At 57.9% G+C, this 18,349-nt stretch carries 16 protein-coding genes; 7 read left to right on the top strand and 9 right to left on the bottom strand.

Annotation, left to right across the window (positions count from 1 at the left end):
* Nucleotides 1-5: 5 nt before the first annotated feature.
* The 3 genes from NB063_RS19535 to NB063_RS19525 all read right to left on the bottom strand — a co-directional run bounded on the left by NB063_RS19535 (nt 6) and on the right by NB063_RS19525 (nt 3,870).
* Nucleotides 6-1,436, bottom strand: coding sequence for a FliI/YscN family ATPase (locus NB063_RS19535; protein ID WP_250930447.1), 1,431 nt, complete (start codon nt 1,434-1,436; stop codon nt 6-8).
* Nucleotides 1,433-2,404: a FliH/SctL family protein gene (locus NB063_RS19530; protein ID WP_250930446.1), complete on the bottom strand. Its 972-nt coding sequence runs from the start codon at nt 2,402-2,404 to the stop codon at nt 1,433-1,435. The genes NB063_RS19535 and NB063_RS19530 overlap by 4 nt, the downstream gene beginning before the upstream one ends.
* A 134-nt stretch (nt 2,405-2,538) precedes the next feature.
* On the bottom strand, nt 2,539-3,870 hold the full coding sequence (locus NB063_RS19525) for a FliG C-terminal domain-containing protein (protein WP_250930445.1): 1,332 nt from the start codon (nt 3,868-3,870) through the stop codon (nt 2,539-2,541).
* 230 nt (nt 3,871-4,100) lie between these two features.
* On the opposite strand from NB063_RS19525, the gene lpxD reads away from it, so the two are divergent.
* Together lpxD and NB063_RS19515 are read left to right on the top strand one after the other, a co-directional pair.
* Complete coding sequence (gene lpxD, locus NB063_RS19520) at nt 4,101-5,228, top strand: UDP-3-O-(3-hydroxymyristoyl)glucosamine N-acyltransferase (RefSeq protein ID WP_250930444.1); 1,128 nt, start codon at nt 4,101-4,103, stop codon at nt 5,226-5,228.
* 12 nt (nt 5,229-5,240) lie between these two features.
* Entirely contained in the window at nt 5,241-6,206 is a 966-nt protein-coding gene (locus NB063_RS19515; protein WP_250930443.1) for an LpxI family protein, read from the top strand.
* 109 nt (nt 6,207-6,315) lie between these two features.
* On the opposite strand, the gene NB063_RS32295 is transcribed toward NB063_RS19515, so the two are convergent.
* Nucleotides 6,316-6,438, bottom strand: a complete 123-nt coding sequence (locus NB063_RS32295; RefSeq protein WP_261367471.1) for a hypothetical protein — start codon at nt 6,436-6,438, stop codon at nt 6,316-6,318.
* Nucleotides 6,439-6,453: 15 nt separating this feature from the next.
* Between NB063_RS32295 and NB063_RS19510 the strand changes: the two genes are divergently transcribed.
* The 5 genes from NB063_RS19510 to NB063_RS19490 all read left to right on the top strand — a co-directional run bounded on the left by NB063_RS19510 (nt 6,454) and on the right by NB063_RS19490 (nt 12,414).
* Complete coding sequence (locus NB063_RS19510) at nt 6,454-7,470, top strand: 4-(cytidine 5'-diphospho)-2-C-methyl-D-erythritol kinase (RefSeq protein WP_250930442.1); 1,017 nt, start codon at nt 6,454-6,456, stop codon at nt 7,468-7,470.
* Between the two features lie 3 nt (nt 7,471-7,473).
* Nucleotides 7,474-8,523, top strand: coding sequence for a septation protein SpoVG family protein (locus NB063_RS19505; RefSeq protein ID WP_250930441.1), 1,050 nt, complete (start codon nt 7,474-7,476; stop codon nt 8,521-8,523).
* A complete protein-coding gene (locus tag NB063_RS19500; protein ID WP_250930440.1) occupies nt 8,516-8,950 on the top strand; it encodes a hypothetical protein in 435 nt (144 codons plus the stop codon). Before NB063_RS19505 ends, NB063_RS19500 begins: the two co-directional genes overlap by 8 nt.
* Nucleotides 8,947-10,521, top strand: coding sequence for a methyltransferase RsmF C-terminal domain-like protein (locus tag NB063_RS19495; RefSeq protein ID WP_250930439.1), 1,575 nt, complete (start codon nt 8,947-8,949; stop codon nt 10,519-10,521). The genes NB063_RS19500 and NB063_RS19495 overlap by 4 nt, the downstream gene beginning before the upstream one ends.
* Nucleotides 10,522-10,599: 78 nt before the next feature.
* The gene (locus NB063_RS19490) at nt 10,600-12,414 is read left to right on the top strand and encodes a hypothetical protein (protein WP_250930438.1); all 1,815 of its coding nucleotides are present in this window, start codon (nt 10,600-10,602) and stop codon (nt 12,412-12,414) included.
* Here the strand turns inward: NB063_RS19490 and NB063_RS19485 are convergent.
* The 5 genes from NB063_RS19485 to NB063_RS19465 all read right to left on the bottom strand — a co-directional run bounded on the left by NB063_RS19485 (nt 12,411) and on the right by NB063_RS19465 (nt 18,152).
* Entirely contained in the window at nt 12,411-13,652 is a 1,242-nt protein-coding gene (locus NB063_RS19485; RefSeq protein WP_250930437.1) for an AAA family ATPase, read from the bottom strand. The two genes, NB063_RS19490 and NB063_RS19485, sit on opposite strands and share 4 nt — an antisense overlap.
* Before the next feature lie 175 nt (nt 13,653-13,827).
* The gene (locus NB063_RS19480) at nt 13,828-15,615 is read right to left on the bottom strand and encodes a type II and III secretion system protein family protein (protein WP_250930436.1); all 1,788 of its coding nucleotides are present in this window, start codon (nt 15,613-15,615) and stop codon (nt 13,828-13,830) included.
* A 200-nt stretch (nt 15,616-15,815) separates the two neighbouring features.
* Complete coding sequence (gene cpaB, locus NB063_RS19475; RefSeq protein WP_250930435.1) at nt 15,816-16,889, bottom strand: Flp pilus assembly protein CpaB; 1,074 nt, start codon at nt 16,887-16,889, stop codon at nt 15,816-15,818.
* A 158-nt stretch (nt 16,890-17,047) separates the two neighbouring features.
* Complete coding sequence (locus NB063_RS19470; RefSeq protein WP_250930434.1) at nt 17,048-17,605, bottom strand: A24 family peptidase; 558 nt, start codon at nt 17,603-17,605, stop codon at nt 17,048-17,050.
* 373 nt (nt 17,606-17,978) lie between these two features.
* Complete coding sequence (locus NB063_RS19465) at nt 17,979-18,152, bottom strand: Flp family type IVb pilin (RefSeq protein WP_009100165.1); 174 nt, start codon at nt 18,150-18,152, stop codon at nt 17,979-17,981.
* Nucleotides 18,153-18,349: the final 197 nt, after the last annotated feature.

Raw genomic sequence — 18,349 nt, 5'->3', positions numbered from 1 at the left:
GTTATTTATCCCGCCGCCTGGGGTGTGGGTGCCGCTGAGTTCGTTGCCGCGGCGGGGTGTGCTGCAGCAGCGTGTGTTGGTGCGGCCGGAGTCGTTTGCGCCGCGGCGATCGTCTTGAGCATTTGATGCGCGTTTTCCATCGGCGTTTGTTCGTCGCTGTGTTGTTGCAACAGCACGTTGATCGGATCCCGCATTGCAATGGCGGCGTCGATCCGTGGATCGCTGCCTTGACGGTACGCGCCGATCGAAATCAGGTCTTCGCTGCTGTCGTACTTGACCATGTGTTCACGGATTTTGAGAACCGCTTGTGAAATCTCTAGGCTGACCAAGTGATTCTGCAGACGGCTGACGCTTTGTGGGATGTCAATCGGTGGGAAATGTCCGCGGTGGGCGAGTTTTCGATTAAGCACGATGTGTCCGTCGAGTAGACCACGGACAGCGTCGGCAATCGGTTCGTTGTTGTCGTCACCTTCGACGAGCACGGTGTAGAAGGCGGTGATGGAGCCTTTCTCAGTTCGCCCCGCCCGTTCGACCAATTGTGGCAACAGGTTGAAAACGCTCGGCGGATAACCGCGGGTTGTCGGTGGTTCACCAGCGGCGAGTCCGAGTTCCCGTTGAGCCATCGCGAATCGTGTAACGCTGTCGACCAGCAACAGCACGTTGTGTCCTTCGTCGCGGAATTGTTCGGCAATGCTGGTGGCGGTATACGCCGCCGACAATCGCTGCGCGGCTGGTTTGTCGCTGGTCGCGACGACGACGACGCTCTTCTTCAAGCCTTCTTCCCCGAGGGTGCGTTGAATGAACTCGCCGACTTCACGGCCCCGCTCGCCGACCATCGCGATCACGACACGGTCGGCGTTGGTCCCCCGGGTGATCATCCCGAGCAGCGTACTTTTGCCGACGCCGGAACCGGCAAAGATGCCGAGTCGTTGTCCGATCCCACAGGTCAGCATCGCATCAATCGCCCGCACGCCGGTTTGCAGCGGCTGGTCGATTGGCGGCCGGGCGAGCGAATCGGGAGATGAATGAGACACATCGACGCGCACCAGATCATCGCTGAGCGGTCGGCCGTCAATCGGTCGGCCGAAAGCGTCGACAATTCGGCCACACAATGATTGCCCGACTCGCAGGGTCAGCGAATGCGAAATTAGCCTCACGCGATCGCCCGCGGCCAAACGGGTGATCGGTTCCATAGGTGCCAGGATTGGCCGTGTGTCATCGAATCCGATCACGCGGGCGAGCGTCGCCGGTGCGCCGGGCGGCTGCAATTCACAGAGCGAGCCCAGCGGTGCGGTCATGCCCTGCACGGTAACGGCATCGCCGGTCACGGAGGCAACACGGCCGCGGACTTGGAACAGGACCGATTTATCGAGCGATTCGGCGGTGGCGTGGGGATCGGGTAGACGCGGCAGATCGAGGGCGGGGATATCGCTCACAAGAGTTCCTCACGCAAGCGACTGAGTTGTGCGTCGAGGCCTGCGGAGATCTCGCCACCATCCTGACGCACGACCACGTCGCCGACCTTCAAAGTTTCGTCAGGGACAACCACGGATTGTTCGGGAAGATCGGGATGAGCGAGCAGTTCGTCAAGAGCTCGGCCGAGTTGGGCGAGCGTGTCGGGATGCACGGCGAGAGTCAGACGGCTAGCCGACCGGGTGCTGTGCAACGCCTCGCGGGCCCAGCGGACGAGCAGGTGTTCGGCCGGTTCGTCGCTCGCTTGGCCCGAGGCATCGGACACAGCGAGTCCGGATTCGGTCGGAACGTATCCTTCCTCGGAATTCGGCAAATGGAGCTGAGACCGCGTCAGTCGCTCGGCAGCGGCGATCGCAGTGACGGTGAGGACTTCAGCATACTGACGCATCCAATCGTCATACTGTTGCTTCATCTGCAGAACCGCTTTGCGAAGCGATTCGACTTGGTTTTTCGCCTTCGCTTCGGCTTCGCGGTTGATCCGCTGTTCGATATCTGAGATGGCCGCTTTGGTGCCTTCGGTGTGCCCTTGTTCGCGGGCAGTTGCCCGTAACTGCTCGGCCTGCTTGCGGGCTGCTGCGAGCATCTCGTCAACTTGTTGTTGACAACGTTTGATCTGTTCGCGGCCTTCAGCGGCGAGGTCCGAGAGATTGAACTCGGCCAAACCGGTTTTGCCTTTCGCGTTGTTACCAAGAGTTGCATTGGAGATCCTCCCGGATACTCCTCGCTCCGTCTTCGGTGACCCTGCGTCGGCGACCGGGCCGGCTTTGGGTGCGGTCGCCTGGGCAGGAGCGACCGTTTTGATAATGCGTCCTGTTCTTGACGTTGTCACCGGTGTGACACCTGGCTCCGCCGATGGTGGTGATTGCGCGGAGTGCTCAGCGGCGGGCGTCGTTGGAGCCGACGTGGCGCCGGGTTTGACAATGGTAGCCATGGAGCGGTTGATAAGGAAAGGACTGGCAGAGAATGTAGATCACGTTGGGATGTCGGTTCGGTTCACGCCACGGAAACAGGCGACGCAAGCAAATGTCCACGTTGAGTGAATAGGCATGTCAAACGCTTGGCGTTTTACATCGCGACGGCAACGCGTGGTTGGGAATTCACGGGTACAGACGCGGCGGCGCTAGGTGCACTGATTTGCCCACCGACACGCGTGGCCGCGACGATGGCTTCTTTGGCTCGGTCGATGTCGCGAATTTCCAGGGAGCCGACGGACATCAGTCGTTGTCGGACTTGGTTGGCCTGGGCTCGCGGCAAGCAACTGATCGCCGCATCGGCAGTTTTATTTGGCAACCCACATAGGGCGAGGATCGCGGTCCGGGTGTCGACCCGACCGAGTGCTTCGCATAACTTGCGTGGCGGAAGACGCACGAGTTCTTGATGAACGTCATCCGTCGACAGCCCCAAATTCACATTCGATTTTTGCTGGGGTGCGTGCCCCGGCTCCGGTGCAGGTGACTGGCGACTGTCGTCGCGAGTGATCCGTCGCAATCGATCGGCGGCCGACTCTTCGGCGGTCGTCGTTGACGCAGCCGGGCTCACGGTCGTATTCGCTGGGCCGGAATTGTGTGCGGTTTGTGAGGTCGCTGGCATCTCAGCCAGAATCGCTTGCAATCGAGGAGACACGGCAGCGGCCGCCGTCGGCACGTGCTTGGCCGCAGTGGCAGGATCAGCGGGTTGGCCGCCACCATACGCATCAATCAGACTTTGCAGCGGGTTGGGATTGCGGGCGGCCATCAATCGGTCCACGCGGGTGCGGAAACTACTTGCGATGTCCGACAGCATGTCTTCGGGGAGCGTGTGCAGACGACCAATCCGGGTCAACAGATCTTGGCGTTGAGCACCGCCGAGTCGGGGCAACAACGCGGCTGCTCGGGCGGGTGCGATCTGTGCGAGCACGACGGCTTTGGTTTGTGGGTGTTCGTCGTTGAGCAGGCTCAACAAATCGTCATCGCTGACTTGGCCAAGAAATTCGAGCGAGGGGGAAAGCTGCTGGTCAGGTTGCGCCACCGCGCCGGGTGGTTGCAAATTGCTTCTGTTCGGCTGAGTCTTCGAGCGATACTGGCTGGTTGAATGATTTCCCGCCGAAGCAAGGTGGGCTGAATGGGAAAGGGTGATTTCGTCGGTATAGTTTTCAGTCGCTGTCGAAGTGTCTTGTTCGCGAGCGGCCCCTCGGCGGAGCGAACCGGTAAAGGATTCGAGGGCACGTCGTCGCTCCATCGGATCGACATCGACGAGGCTCGCCATTTCGCGTCGAACCCGCGAACGGGCTTCGGGGGCGAGCTCGGCGAGCAGTTTTCTCGCGACCGATTCTGGTAAATCCCGCAGCACGATCGCGATTCTCCTCAACGACGCGGCGCGTCGAGATTCGTTTTCGGCGGTGGATACGTTCGAATTCACGACGGTCGGACCGGCAAAGGAGGCGAGCGGGCGAAGCGGAACGACGTTTTTCCGATTCTTTTCTAACTTCTACTAAAGTCCTGGCCACGGCGCGAAGGCTGAATTAATGGTTCGTTTTTTGGAGCAACGGCGTCGTGTAAGGCTGAATCAGAGTTGCGAGCACGTCGAAGGGATTGCTACATAGGACTTCGTATCTGACCCAAGAGATCGTTTGACAGGAGTTCCGATCCATGACCACCGTGATTTACTCCGCCGACAGCGCATCGCCCGCCCCGCTTTCACTCGCCCAAATTGTCGAGATGACGGGCGGGGAATTGCTCCCATTGACCGGCAGCGGGTCGAATGCCAGCACCGTTTCGCTGAAGGGTGCGGCGCCCCCTGCTGAAGCGAAACAAGGTGAAGCCACGATGGTGGATCAGGTGCAACACGCCAAAGCGATCCGCAATTGTCGCGCCGACGTTTTGATCACGCCGCAACCGTTGACTGCCGAAGCGATCGAAAACGAGGGTCCCGCGTGGCAGATCGTCGTGGACAATCCGCATCAGGCATTCGCTGAGATCATTCTGTATTTCCGCCCGCCGGTCGGCCAGGACGTTCCGGGCACAGGGGTCGACTCGACCGCGATCATTCATCCTTCCGCACAAGTTAGCGCCGCTGCGTCGATCGGTGCCGGAGTGGTGATCGGACCGGGCACCAAAGTTCACGCCGGTGTCAGCATCGCCGCCGGGTGCACGATCGGCGCCGAGTGCGTGCTGTATCCCAACGTGACACTGTATTCGTATTGTCGCATCGGCGATCGTGTCGTGATCCATGCCGGATCGACTCTCGGCGCACACGGTTTCGGTTATCGCAACGTCGCCGGCAAACACGTACCGACCAGCCAACTCGGATACGTACAAATCGATAACGACGTCGAACTTGGCGCCTCAGTCACGATCGATCGTGGCACATACGGTGCAACGCGAATCGGCGAAGGCACTAAGATCGACAACCAAGTCATGATCGGACATAACTGTCGCATCGGAAAACACAATCTGTTGTGCAGCCAGGTAGGCATCGCGGGAAGTTGCACGACGGGCGATTATGTCGTACTCGCCGGACAAGTCGGACTTCGCGATCACATTCATTTGGGCGATCACGTGACGATCGGCGCCCAGGCGGGCGTGATGGACAATCTGACCAAAGGCGTTTACTTCGGTTCGCCAGCGACACCGCAACCGGATCAACTTCGGATGCTCGCCGTTCAGCGTAAACTTCCTGACTTGCGTCGCGAGTTGAAGGAACTGCAAAGCCAAGTCCGCAAGATGATGAAGCAGAACGAAGGCAACGCCAACGAATCTTCATCGAAAGCCGCATAGCTCGACGGCCTCATGGAAAACGCTCCTCACCGCATCGCATCTTCGACGATCGATGACGATGTTTTGAACCAAGACGTCGTCAGTCACGATGTCGACGTGTCGTTGAAACCGGGTGAACCGGTCGGACTGATTGCGGGATGGGGCCGGTTTCCGATCTCGGTTGCCAATCGCATCCGTGAAAACGGAAACCCCGTCGTCTGTGTCGCGATCAGCGGACACGCGGGTCCCGAAATCGAAGCCGTCTGCGATCACGTGCTGTGGTCTGGCGTCGGCCGATTCGGACGCCACTTGCGATTTTTCAAAAAGAAACGGGTTACGAAAGTGACCATGGCGGGCAAGTTGTTTAAGTCTGATTTGCTGTACGGCGGATCCCTGTGGCTGCGTCACTTCCCCGACCTCACCTGTCTGCGGACGTTTGGTCCGCTCTTGATGGGCCGAGGCCGCGACGCTCGCGATGATCGATTGCTATCGGCGGTCATCAACACTTATCATCGCAATTCAATCGAAGTCTGTTCGGCTACACGTCTGGCACCGGAGTTACTCGTGAAGGAAGGCTTGTTAACGCGGAAATCATTGTCGACCGCGGCGATGCGTGACGCTGAGTTCGGATGGTCGATCGCCAAAACGATGGGTGGACTGGATATCGGGCAAGCCGTTGCGATCAAAGACGCGACCGTGATCGCCGTCGAAGCGATCGAAGGCACCGATGCATGCATCCGACGCAGCGGTGAACTCTGCCGACGAGGCGGTTGGACGTTGGTGAAGGTCAGCAAGCCAAATCAAGACATGCGTTTCGACGTACCGACGATCGGCACTCAGACGATTCAAAATGTTGCCAACGCTGGCGGTGTCGCGATCGCCATCGAAGCCGACCGCACGATCCTGCTCGACCAAGAAGAAACGATCGCATTGGCAGATCGATTGGGCGTCGCGATCATCGCGTTCAATGGAGCAAAATCGGCGAGCGTCGCGGCGTAGGCTTACGACCGCTCGACACGTGGCGGCACCGGATGCGATTGAAAAAATAGAGTAAGATTCCTGTCACGCTCGCGTCGACAGGAGCGTTGGGATCGAAACACCCTTTGTTTCATTCAGTCAACACGGATTCGCAGCCATTTCTGTCACCGCCGCTAAGTCCTACCGCACCTCGCCCCCGGCGAAACTCAATCTTTTTCTTGAAATCCTCGGTCGACGCGAAGATGGATTTCATGAGCTCGATACCGTCATGGTTGCGATTGATTGGCGGGACGAGCTGCATCTCCAACCGACGACCACGCCCGGGATCGAACTGGCAGTGGATTGGTTGCCAGACCGCGATACGGTCGCCGAGCAACTTGGTGTCGCTCCCGACGACGCGTTGTTGGACGTTCCAACCGACGAGCGGAACCTCGTCTATCGGGCTCTTCAGTTGATCGGAGAAGCCACGGGTTTTGAGGGCGGATGGAAGGCCGAATTGGGCAAACGCATCCCCAGCGGCGCGGGAATGGGCGGTGCCAGCAGCGACGCGGCGGCGACACTACGACTCGCCAAATCGGCCCTCGCCGATTGCCGCCCCAATCTCGCCGGCGTGTTGACGGATGAGAAAATGGCGGAAATCGCCGCGTGTCTCGGCAGCGACGTGCCGTTCTTTTTGGGAAACACTGACGATTCTTCGACCAGCGACGATGCGTCACGTCACGCGGACAAACGCACAGGTGTCCTCGCCCGAGCCCTCGGCCGCGGCGAAAAACTGACGTATTACGATTTGCCCCGCGATCACCTGTTCCTCGTTGTTTTTCCGGCCACTGCGTTATCCACGGCGGCGGTTTACTCGCGTGCCAAGGTCTCTGACAGCCCCAAAAGTGGCCTCGATGCGATTAACGCATTTATTCGGCCCAGTCCCAACGGAAACGCCGGGATTCTCTATAATGCCCTCGCCGAGCCCGCTAGCGGGCTATCACCCCGCGTCGCAGAGGCGCTAGAATACTTGAGGGAGTCCAAAGCAAACTGGAAACCAGAATCGCCGTTTGAATTGGAATGTCAAATGACCGGCAGCGGTTCGGCGTGCTTCGCGTGGTTGACTTCTGATGGCTCATTGCCGGAGACTGTATCAAGCGCGGCGACGATAGCGGCAACGTTGAGAACAACCGACGTAGCGAAAGCAAGAGAATTGATCGCGAGTATTCGCGAGCAGTTGCCGGGGGGCGCGTTAATCCAACTCGTCGCGACCTGCCCGGCAGCACCCGAGATCCATATCGCATAGGGGATGGTGGTGGAAATTACCGAGATCCGCATCAAATTGATGGAAGGTTCGGAAGACCGTTTGAGAGCTTTCTGCTCGATCACGATTGACCAAAGCTTTGTTGTTCGTGATCTAAAGATTATCGACGGCACCCACGGTCCCTTCGTCGCCATGCCCTCCCGGAAGCTGACCGGTCATTGCAATCGGTGCGGTAGCAAAAACCACCTCAGGGCATCGTTTTGCAACCAATGCGGTGCAAAGCTGGTGGGCAGCGGTACGATCGACTCGCCGCAAAAACTCTACGCCGATGTCGCCCATCCGATTAACAGCGAATGCCGCGAGATGATCCAAAACGCGGTCATCGAAGAATTCAACGCCGAACTGCAACGATCTGCTCAACCAAACTACCGAAGTCGCTACGACGATGACTTCGATGCAGGCGATTATGACGAAGCCGACTACTTAGATACGCAACCTTCCGCCTCAACAAGTAACGCCAACGTGCAACGCACCTCCAAAGACACGACCGTTGTGGCGAGAGCCAACAGAACGTCCGCTGTCCAATCGACGATCCCTCCCCAAGATGAATCCGAACCCTCGATCAATGATTCGTTCGGTGCCGGTTTGTTTGATACCGAACCGGAAGAGGCAACCGACGAGACTGAAGTCTCCGAAACCGATGTTCCTGAGAACGTGGTTGCCGCAGACGAAACTCCCGCCGAAGGAGTGACGTCATCGGACGAACCGATGAGTGCACGCGCTGACGAACCGCAAACTTTACAGACGCCTCACTTTGCGTCCGATTCCAAAGCCGACCGACAAGAATCCGGGCAAGCCTCGAATGAGCGAACCGATAACGCCGAGAGCGACCCGAAAATGATGCGTGCCGAAGTCGGCGTCCGCAACACGATCCCGCGTCCCCATTTTAGTGATCGCCAGGGCGGCCCAAGTCGTCAAACGATTGCCAGCGGTCCATCGAGCGGAGACACCGGATCGGCTGAACCGATCAGCGAACCGGATGGTCCCGACGAACCTCTGAACCCAGGCTTTGGTGCCGGTATCCTCGATGACTGATCGCCCCGTCGGTTCGTCGTCGACTCCATTTCGATCCGAGGCGCCGGGTCGTTCGCCGCGGGGTGACTCGGCGTCTGGCAGTGCACCTCCCCACAACGCGATGCCATCCCATGCCGCGGTCGCTAAATCGTCCGGCGGCGGTTCGACATCTTACCGCCCGACTACTCAACCGATGCAAATCGGTATCGGCGTGATGCTGATTTTGGTGATCGTCTGCGCTGTGATCTCTGCCGGATTAGTTTACGCGGCAAGGATTCCCGAAATTCAGGAAGAGCTGTCCGTGCTGTTTGGCACCCCAGTCACCGCTGATCGCAGCCGCCGTGGGCCACAGATTCTATTCATCTTGTTCACCGTAACGGCCCCATTGCAATTAGCCATGGCGTTGTCATTGACGACGTCATTGTGGAGTAAATTTTCGAACCGGTGAGCGCCAAGAAGAAGCAAAAATCGAAATCCGGTTCCAAACGTCCACCGAAGCGAAGTTCAAGACGTTCGGGGAAGCCAGAGCCGGTCAGCCGCGAGGGGGTTGAGCAATCACTGCATAGTCAGCGGAATGGAGAAATCCGTCTGCCTGATGAGGAACTCACGATTCTCTGTGATGCGATTGTTGCCCGTCACGAAAACGTGCTGCGACTTCGCCGCGACGCGATTGACTCGGTCGGCGAGAGGCTCGGCGACGAAACACCGCCGGATCCGGTTCCGTGGTACCCGCTCGCGATACATCCGCCGGAGAACATCGCGCGACCATCGCGTTCAATCGACTACGCAAGCGGCGAGTATTACTTGCAGGACGCCGGCTCTTTGCTCGCACTTGCCGCCGCGGAAGCCGACACAGATCAACTGCGGGGGAAACTCATTTGCGATCTCTGCGCCGCTCCCGGCGGGAAAGCCAGTGCGTTGCTCGAAGCGATCGACGAACCGTATCGTCCCGGCCCGGACATTCCTCCGCGAGGCTTCCTGCTGGCCAACGAACCGATCCGAAGCCGCGTGGCGCCGCTCGCCTACAATCTTGCCCGCACAGGTTCAGACCAATACGCGGTCACGAGCGAAAATCCTGAAGCCCTCGCGGACAAGTTTCCTGAGCTGTTTGATTTCGTACTCGTCGACGCTCCCTGCAGCGGTCAGGCGATGATGGCACGTGGGAAGCAGTCGCCGTCGGCGGTGCAAGCCAGCCACATTGCGCTGAATGCGGACCGTCAGAATCGAATCCTCACCGCAGCGGAACGATTGCTTCGTCCCGGCGGAACGATCGTTTACAGCACGTGTACCTTCGCGATCGACGAGAACGAGGGGCAAGTCCGATTCATGATCGAACAACTCGGCCTGAACGCGTCTCCGATGCAACGTTTGGAACCCTTTTTGACCGAGTTGTCGGATTGCCCCGCCCCCGACGCCCTCCGGTGCAGCTACCGGCTGTGGCCTCATCGAAATCCGTGTGCGGGCAGTTTCGCCGCGCGGCTTAGCAAGCCCGTTTCTACAAGCAATGATCCGATCGATGGTGATGTTTCCGACCACGATGATCCCGAAAACGACCGCGATCGCATTGACGCGTCATGGCGACGGAGCACGACGTCGCGATCACGTGACGACGCGATGGTGCCACGTGATGCCGTTGAGCAATTGCCGTTTTTGATCCGCGTTGACGATGAACGCTATCGTTTCGTCCTGCGTGATTGGATCATCGAAGGGAATCCGCCCGACGCGCCCGATTGGGTTAGCGAACCATGTGTATTCGGTCCCGAAGTCGCCCACCGTACCGGCACGACATGGAAACCGTCGCACGCGGCGGCGCTGCGGCGAACGTCGGCGATTGCGGACGTCGAATGCATTGAAGTCGATGATGAAACTGCGCTGAAATATCTTGCAGGTGAAACGATCCCAGCGACGGAGCAAACCGGATGGCTGGTCGTCCGTCACCGCGGTCGCCCGTTGGGTTGGATCAAGAGCGATGGGCGGATCGGGAAGAATCATTTGGCTCGTTTTGCCCGCCTCGACTGACTCACGCGAAGGCGCGACATGCTAAACTGTGTCCAATCGTTCACGTACTGATGAGCAACGATGGGGTGACGAGAACGCATGAATACCGACAATCTCGAAACGGTTGCCGACTTGATCGCGCGGCTGGGCACGCCGCCGTCTGATATCGCCGAAGGTTGGCTCGCCGACGCCCGGTCCCAGATCGATTCGTTCTCCGCAACATCGTTCGACGAATCCGACCGCGTCTGGGAACGATTCCACGTCAACGAGCACGGGCGTTTGTTGCTGCTAAGTGATCCGGAAGACATTGAGGCCGAAACGCCGGACGTTGCGTTCGTTCCCGACTTTGATACGTCGAGCGATGCGAAAGCAAACGTTGACGAACAAACCGCCGCGTCGAACTCTGGCAAGCGGTTCGCCATGCGCGCGATCGCGGTCGGAGGGATTTTGGCGATCGGTGTTGCCGCCTACATGATGCGTGGTGATGATTCCACGTTGTCAGATTCGAACACGATCGCGATGCCATCTACGGCGTCGCAGTCACCACGCGACCGATCCTCGGATGCTAATACGGACGATGGATCGCTCATCCTTTCTACCCAAACACTCCAATCCGATGGCTCGGCCGACACACTCGAAACAGTGATGGAGTCGCACGAAATGTCCAGCTCAGACGTGCTATCGGGCGAACGATCAATCGACACATCGCTCCTTGGCGTTTCACTCGATTCATTCTTGCCGTCGACCACACTCGACTCCTCGGTCGAATCGGCGCCATCAATTGAAACGGACCGTCCCAACACATCCGAACCGACCGCTGCGACAGAGGAAGGAGAAAGTCATCCGGTTGCATCGATCGACATCGAAGCCCGAGACGGTGATGACGACGAGATGCTCGAGGACGCCGAGGAACAAGCAACTGAAACGATCCCTTCGAGTGAACCACAAACAATCGCCATCGCGATTCCTCAACCGCCCGCAACGCCTGAATCAGAACTGCCACCACCAACGCTGTTGCTGGCACGAGACTCCGCCCCACAAGACATCGAACTCGAGTTCCCCGATGACGTGCCACTGCGTTTGCGGCGCGTCGAGAACACCGACCGATGGGTTGTCACCGAGGACCAATCGGAAACACCGCTGGCGATGATTACAAGCGGATTGGACGACGAAGCGGGCCTCTCTTTTCGATGGCTCGCCGAAGCGGCGACGTCGCGTCGTTGCGAAGCACTAGCGAACGGACGATTGCGCACCGACGACGGTGCGACCGTTCATCTACGTTCACATCTCGACGCCGATCCGATATTGCTGAACCTTCGCAAACGCGACGAAAAATTGAAATGGAATCTCGGCGGCCCGATCGTCGCCGGCGCAACGAGACTGACTGTTTCGATCCACGTTCCCGATGATGTGTCGATTCAGTGGATCGAACCTTTCGACGAAACGTCTCCTCGCAACACGCGTGGGATCGCGGTGTTGACATTAAAGGACTCGCCTGATGCAAGCGCATTGGCGGTACGAATCGATGTTCGCACGACGGCTTCGCTCACGATACGTGTCCGTTTCGGCGGTCGACTCGGACCGGCGATGCCGTGGCAGTGGACGGATGCCAAAACGATCCGATCCACGCTCGATGCGGTGACGGGTCAGTTGCAACTCGCCGACGAGCAATTACTGATGCTCGACACTGCGATCTCGCGGGCCACCAAACTTCGAGCGAGACGACAAGAACTCACGTGGGAGATGCAACGTGACCAAATCGAAGAAGCGGTGCGTGGCGGCACCGCGATGGCGAAGCGACTGGCAGAGCTCGACCAGCTCGTGGCGTTACTTGACGCCGATGGCCGCATCACGTCGGAGCTCAATGTTCATTGGCCCGACGGAGCGGTTCAGACGTTGCTGAGTCTTCGTTAAGACTTTGCCTTCGCTTTCGTTTGTCCAGGCCAGAATCGTTTCCAACGGCTTTCGTTTGCTGCCCCGGCATCGGATTCTTGCGGGTCGGGTTGAGCCTGACCGCCGTGGTCGCCACCGATGCGGGTCGCCATGTCGCGGAACGCCTGCGTCAATGCCGCTTTCGGTGCCTGCGTGATCAAAGGCACGCCGTTGTTACGCACTTCGACCATCGTTCGGTAGTCGTTTGGCAACAACGCAAAGATATCGCGACCGAGCGTTTCTTTGGCTTTCTTCAAACTGATTTGCCCGGCGTCGAGTCCAGCACGGTTAACGATGATATCAACCTTGTCTTGCAAACCTTCGGTCTCATCGAAACTCATCATCAGACGAACGACATTTCGCAGACAGGGCAGGTCGAGTTGCGTGATCAGCATCACCCGAGAGGCGGCTTGAATGGCAACCATATCAAGTTCGTTGTAGGTCTTCGAAAGGTCAATGATCAGGTGCGTGAACGACGCCTTGAGCAACCCGATGACCTTGCGCAAGCTCTCGGCGTCGATGCCGGCGACGTCGTGCAATTCGACTGGACGCGGGAGAAGGTACAAGCCCGACGAGTGTTTCGTGAGCGAACGCTTAAGCAATTGGATGTCGAGTCGGCTGATATTTTGCACAACATCTGCGAGCGTATAATCTGGAATCGCGTCGAGAAACACATCCGCATCACCGAGCGCAATATCGAGGTCAACCAGGGCAACACTGTTTCGAGGCTCCTCAGCAAGAACACAACCTAAATTTACCGCCGTGCTGGTCGAACCGACACCGCCGGTTGCTCCGGCAATGGCGAGGACTTCACACGCACGATTACGAGAATCACCGCCACCGAATTTTGCCATGCTGATTCGATCGAGTGCTTCGGAAAGCTCTTGATCATTCAGCGGCAGAGTCAAGAACTCTCGCGCACCGGCTCGGATGGCTTTCAAGATCTGAGGACCATCACTGCTCTCACTTGCAGCGAGCAACGCCGTTCCCGGGCATTCAGCCGTGATCCGGGTAATCAGGTTGATTGCGGAAACGGGATTGCTGTCGAGTGACACGACGCCAACGTCCGGCGTCGTCTGCTCGACGATATCCGGAAAAAACTCGTAGCGTGAACAATCCGCTTCGAGCCAAATGGAATCCATGCCCAAGAGCATCGCCTTGAGCTGTTCGCGAGAAGAGTCATTGGGATCGACCAGGGCCAATCGAAGGACATTGCTCATCGTAGATCATCATGCACTAAGGAAAGGGGCTTGGATCTCGGCGTGGGGGCCGAGCCCTGAGACACCACACCATGATTGGTGTGGGGTCTTGAGGTTGTGGACACGCTGTCGAAACAGAGTGCCCGTCGTTTTGCGGCGAGCCGAGGCAACGCCGCGTGGTGGAACAGGGTGATCGTTATCGGTAAACGGGTGTGGAAACTGAAACGCCTTGTCCAACCGACTTGGGTTCCGACGAAGGAGTGACCGCACCGGCTGGCAACAGTGCTCCGCTCTCGAACCTGGATGCCCCCGTTGGTTGCGTGTAGGATGCCGGGACGCTGCCTCGAGGTGCCGCGGCGATCGTTGCCGCAGGCTCGATCAGGCTGGGCCCTTGATATCCGCCCATTTCCGAGCGAACTTGTTGTGGCATTTGGTGGGTTGGCGTTGATTGGGTCAGGCGAGGGGCGGGCTTGTCCTGCTTGGTAGCCGGACCACCGCCGTTATTGTTCATCGAGAAACCATCCTGAATGATGACGCCACCTTGTTGGTAAGCGGCCTCACTCGGAGGGCATCCCCCACCTTCCTGGAAGCATTGGTCGCTCTTCAGGTTAGGCACTTCGATGTGTCCGTTGATATAGAATTCATAGTCGTCAGGAATGTCGGAATTGAGCCCCGGTCCACCTGGTGGTACCTCATGCGGTGCCATCGCAGCGACGAGTTCGGGGGTGACCATGATCAGCAATTCGATTTCGTTATGTTTGTTTTGGGTGTTGCGGAACAACGCACCGAGCAACGGGATATGGCCGAGGTAAGGCGTCCGTTTGACAACGCTCTCGACGCGAGACTGCAACAAACCTGCAATCGCGAACGTTTCACCGGCTTGCATTTCGACAGCCGTTTCGACATATCGGGTGGTGAACGCGGCAACGTTGGTGCTGCCGATCGTCACGGCATTCGTCGGATCGGGCTCACTGACTTCCGGTCGAACTTCCAGCCGGATGCGGCCTGGTCCGATCACGAATGGCAGGAAGTCAATGCTCGTACCGTAATCTTCGTACTCAACCTGCAGCTGACCATTGTTACCTGGAACCACGTTTGGCACGCGACCACCGACGATGAATCGAGCAGGCCGGCCATGCGTGGCGACCACGGTCGGTTCCGCGAGCAACTTGACCAGTTTTTGTTCGTCGAGAGCTTCGACGAACGCTTCGAAGTCGCCGTTGACGTTCAATCGCAAGTTGGTTGCACTGCCGAAGGGTGTAAATCCGAGTATTCCCGAGTCGCCTTCAACAAGTCCCGCCGGAACATTCAGCAGTTCACCAGGACCGTTGAGCAACGTGAAATTCCCCGGAGCGAGCGACCAGTCGATACCGAGCTGACGCAGCTTCGTGCGGCTGACTTCCATAATCCGTGTGTGTAACAAGACTTGCTGCACACCGACCACTTCGATGTTATTAATCACGACTTTGTAGAACTGCTCGATTATCGAGATCGCCCGTTCCACATCGTCAACGCTGGTTACAAATCCCGACACGATCGCGCTTTCGTTGATCGGCATGACGCGAAGCGATGCGAGCGGCAACTGCGAATTAAGAATTCCCTCGACCTCCCGAGCGTCTGCAACGATCGTCACATCGATCGTGTAGAGTTTGTCCTCGGTGTCCCAAAGATTGACCTGGGTGGTGCCGGGATTCTTAGCAAAAATCTGGATCTGATTTTCGCTGACCGGCGTGGCCCCCAAGACTTCTTCGTTGTGAACTTGGAATCGCGGAATGCGATCGCCCAAGGACAAAATCCGGCTGGTCTTGACGATCAGTTCCATCCGCTCGACTGTATTGGCGATCTTGTGATCACCCGATACAGAGGCGAGCGTCGACTGGGCGCATGCGGGCCGCAGCGCTGGCATGGCCATGGATCCGTAGGCAACCATCGCGGTGAACGCGACGAGAGAACGGAGAGATAATATCGAGTAACACGCTCGCATCGTTGGCATCCTTGCCGGTCGGGTCGAGTAAAAAGGCCCCTCTATTATTTGGCTTACACCACGATAGAGGTACTGATTAATTCATCGGCAGTAACGCTGCTGCCTGATGATGCGACTTGTTTGGAAAGTGACTTCTATGAGGATTATCTCGCGAGGCGGACTTTCCAGGTTCCTAATTAGCGACAACACGTCGTTCCCAGTTATGGGCGGTTACGATCGTCTTGGTTGCTAGGTGGTTGGTAAAACGGGCTTTCGGCCCCGTTGAGATAGCTGTAATCGCTCGGGGCGGCTGGGCGATCAGCCCCCTGTCGCGTTGGATTGCTGTCTAACTCTTCATCTTTTTCTTTAATCCCGTCGGGGCCGGATTCGTTCAAGATCACTGGGACTTGCTTCCCTTCTTCGATCCAGTATTCGGTGAGTACTCCGCCGGACATCTTGAGCATTTTAAAGCCCTTTTTCTTTTCCTTTACCGGTGCCGAGACAGGCGTCCTGGCAGCAGGCTTGGGTGCGGGACGTTTGCCTTCCTCGAGTCGAGCCGCCTGAGCCGCTTGGTAGTCGGACAACCATGTGAGAAACTCTTGTCCTGCTCCGCTGCCTTCTCCGTTGGCGGTATCTGTAATGTCAGTCGGGTTACCAAGCGTCAAGCGAATCTTGCCCAGTTCGCTGGCGTAGGTCCACGCCGGTGTGTCTTTCTTGTTAATCAACAGAGAAATCGATCGGGCCGGTTTGGCTTCTTTCTCTTCGTCGTTGTTTTCCCGTTCGGTACGCCCGTCGACTGCGAACACTCGGACACCCGTCAACACGGTCTTGGCCATGGTTTCGGGAATCAGTTCGCTTTTGGTGAAGTAAGCGACGACGTCAACGCGGTCACCAGGGCGAACAAGGGTCGCGACGCTGCTTTCGGGATCAGCTCGCATCGACACCACGCTGAATCCGAGCGGAATCGTTTGCGAGGAACCGTTGGAGTCGTCCATCAACTTGACGGGCATGATCGGTTCGCCTTCGTAGAAACGTTGGCGAGCATACTTGCCTTCGAGATCGGCGAGTTTGCCGCTGGCACCTTTGGGCACGCGGTCGGCAGGCCATTGCTCCAAGCGGATTTTGTCGGCCGTGATTTGTTCGGCGATATCGATGGTTTTCGCGGTAACGAAAATCTCGACGGAGGCAACGCTCGATTCGCCAGTCGACTGAGCTTGCATCCATTGGCTCAGCCCGATCGCGGCGATCGTGCCGCAAACACACGCTATCAGCAAAGGAACGGTTTTATTTCTCATGACAGGCTAACTATGGGTGTCGAGGTGGTCAGGGGCGAAGGCATCCACGTAGGCGACCGTCGACGGGTGACTCCCCCCTACAATCGGAGAATCGTTGCGTTCGACTCAAACCTACTCCGGGCATCTGAAACAGACGCCCTATCTTTACTAGATTGACTTTAGGCCATCATGCCGGATGCGGCGAAATACATGATGGTTCCGATTGCCATGGGGATCCCGTATGGCAACAGGTACATGGTCGGCTTCCGCTCACGAGCAATCGCAGCGAGTTTTTCTGGGTCGCGAACCGTTTTCCACTCGTTGAGAATGGTCAGGGCTTGAGCGTAGTGTTTGACCCAATCGCCGCTCTTCCAGATCATGAACGCGGCCATCACGCCGCCGACGATGGCGGTTGCGGCGAACGCTTTGAGGGTGACCATGAGACCGCACCAGGCACCGATGCCCGCGAGCAGTTTCACGTCGCCGGCGCCCATTCCGCCGACATTTCGCAGCGGCAACAGCATCATCATGCCGCCGAATGTCGCCAACAGGCTCCAACCCAAACCGGGCATTCCGCCTTCGATGGTGCAGTGAACCCAGCCGGCGATGATGAAAGGAAAGGTCAACCAGTTCGGAACCTTCAAGATCATCCCGTCGATCACGGCAGCGACGATCAAGACGATCGTGACGAACCAGATGGCCCAATTTTCCGTGATGGCTTGCAGTAAAGTGGACATGTCTAAAATCCCCGTGTGAGTCCGCCGGCGCGGGCTCGGCGTGTATAGCGTGTATGGTGAATTGTGTTTATCGAGGGCCGATCACGAAACTAATCATCGCGAAAATAAGCGTGAATCCGCAGCAGGCCAGTTGCCAGGCATACGCGGCGGTGTCGGCGGGAAGCAGCGGGTAGTTCATGAGGTTACTCAGGTTCGGAAGAAGGTTTTCTCAAGACGCAGGCGACCGAGGAAAGCGATCGGGAGGCCAACCATCGGTTGAACTTCCGTACGCTTCCTCGGAGCGAGCGTCGCGATGAGTCATTGGCAAAAGGCTGCCCCCGCGAAACACGAGAAGGGCGCGTTCGCGGGGGGCCTCGTTAGCTGCCAAGAATGACTAGGCGAGGATGTCGGCAGTTTCTTGGAACTTAGCCGATGCGTTGTCGCCGACGCTTTGAACGGCGATCAAGCAAGTCACGATGATCAGAGCCAACATAACGGCGTACTCAACCGCGGTCGGTCCGTCTTCTTCTTTCAGGAATGCAACAACGTTTTCTGCGAACTTCTTCATGTCTATCTCCAGACGATTCGTGGGCAGTGCCTTCAAAAGGCGAACGACCCGGCGACGATAAATGAGACGACCCACAGTGAGCCGACTCGATCGTAAAGCAGCCATATCAAGTACGAATTAATCGTCTGACAAGCCTCGGTTCAACGTCTGATGGACTCTCGCCGCAACGTTCCATTTCGAAACGTTTCGGATCCAAT

It is taken from the genome of Aporhodopirellula aestuarii (genome assembly GCF_023701485.1).
Lineage (GTDB): Bacteria > Planctomycetota > Planctomycetia > Pirellulales > Pirellulaceae > Rhodopirellula > Rhodopirellula aestuarii.
The sequence above is the reverse complement of the archived record's forward strand: the minus strand, read 5'-3'. Positions and strand labels throughout refer to the sequence as shown.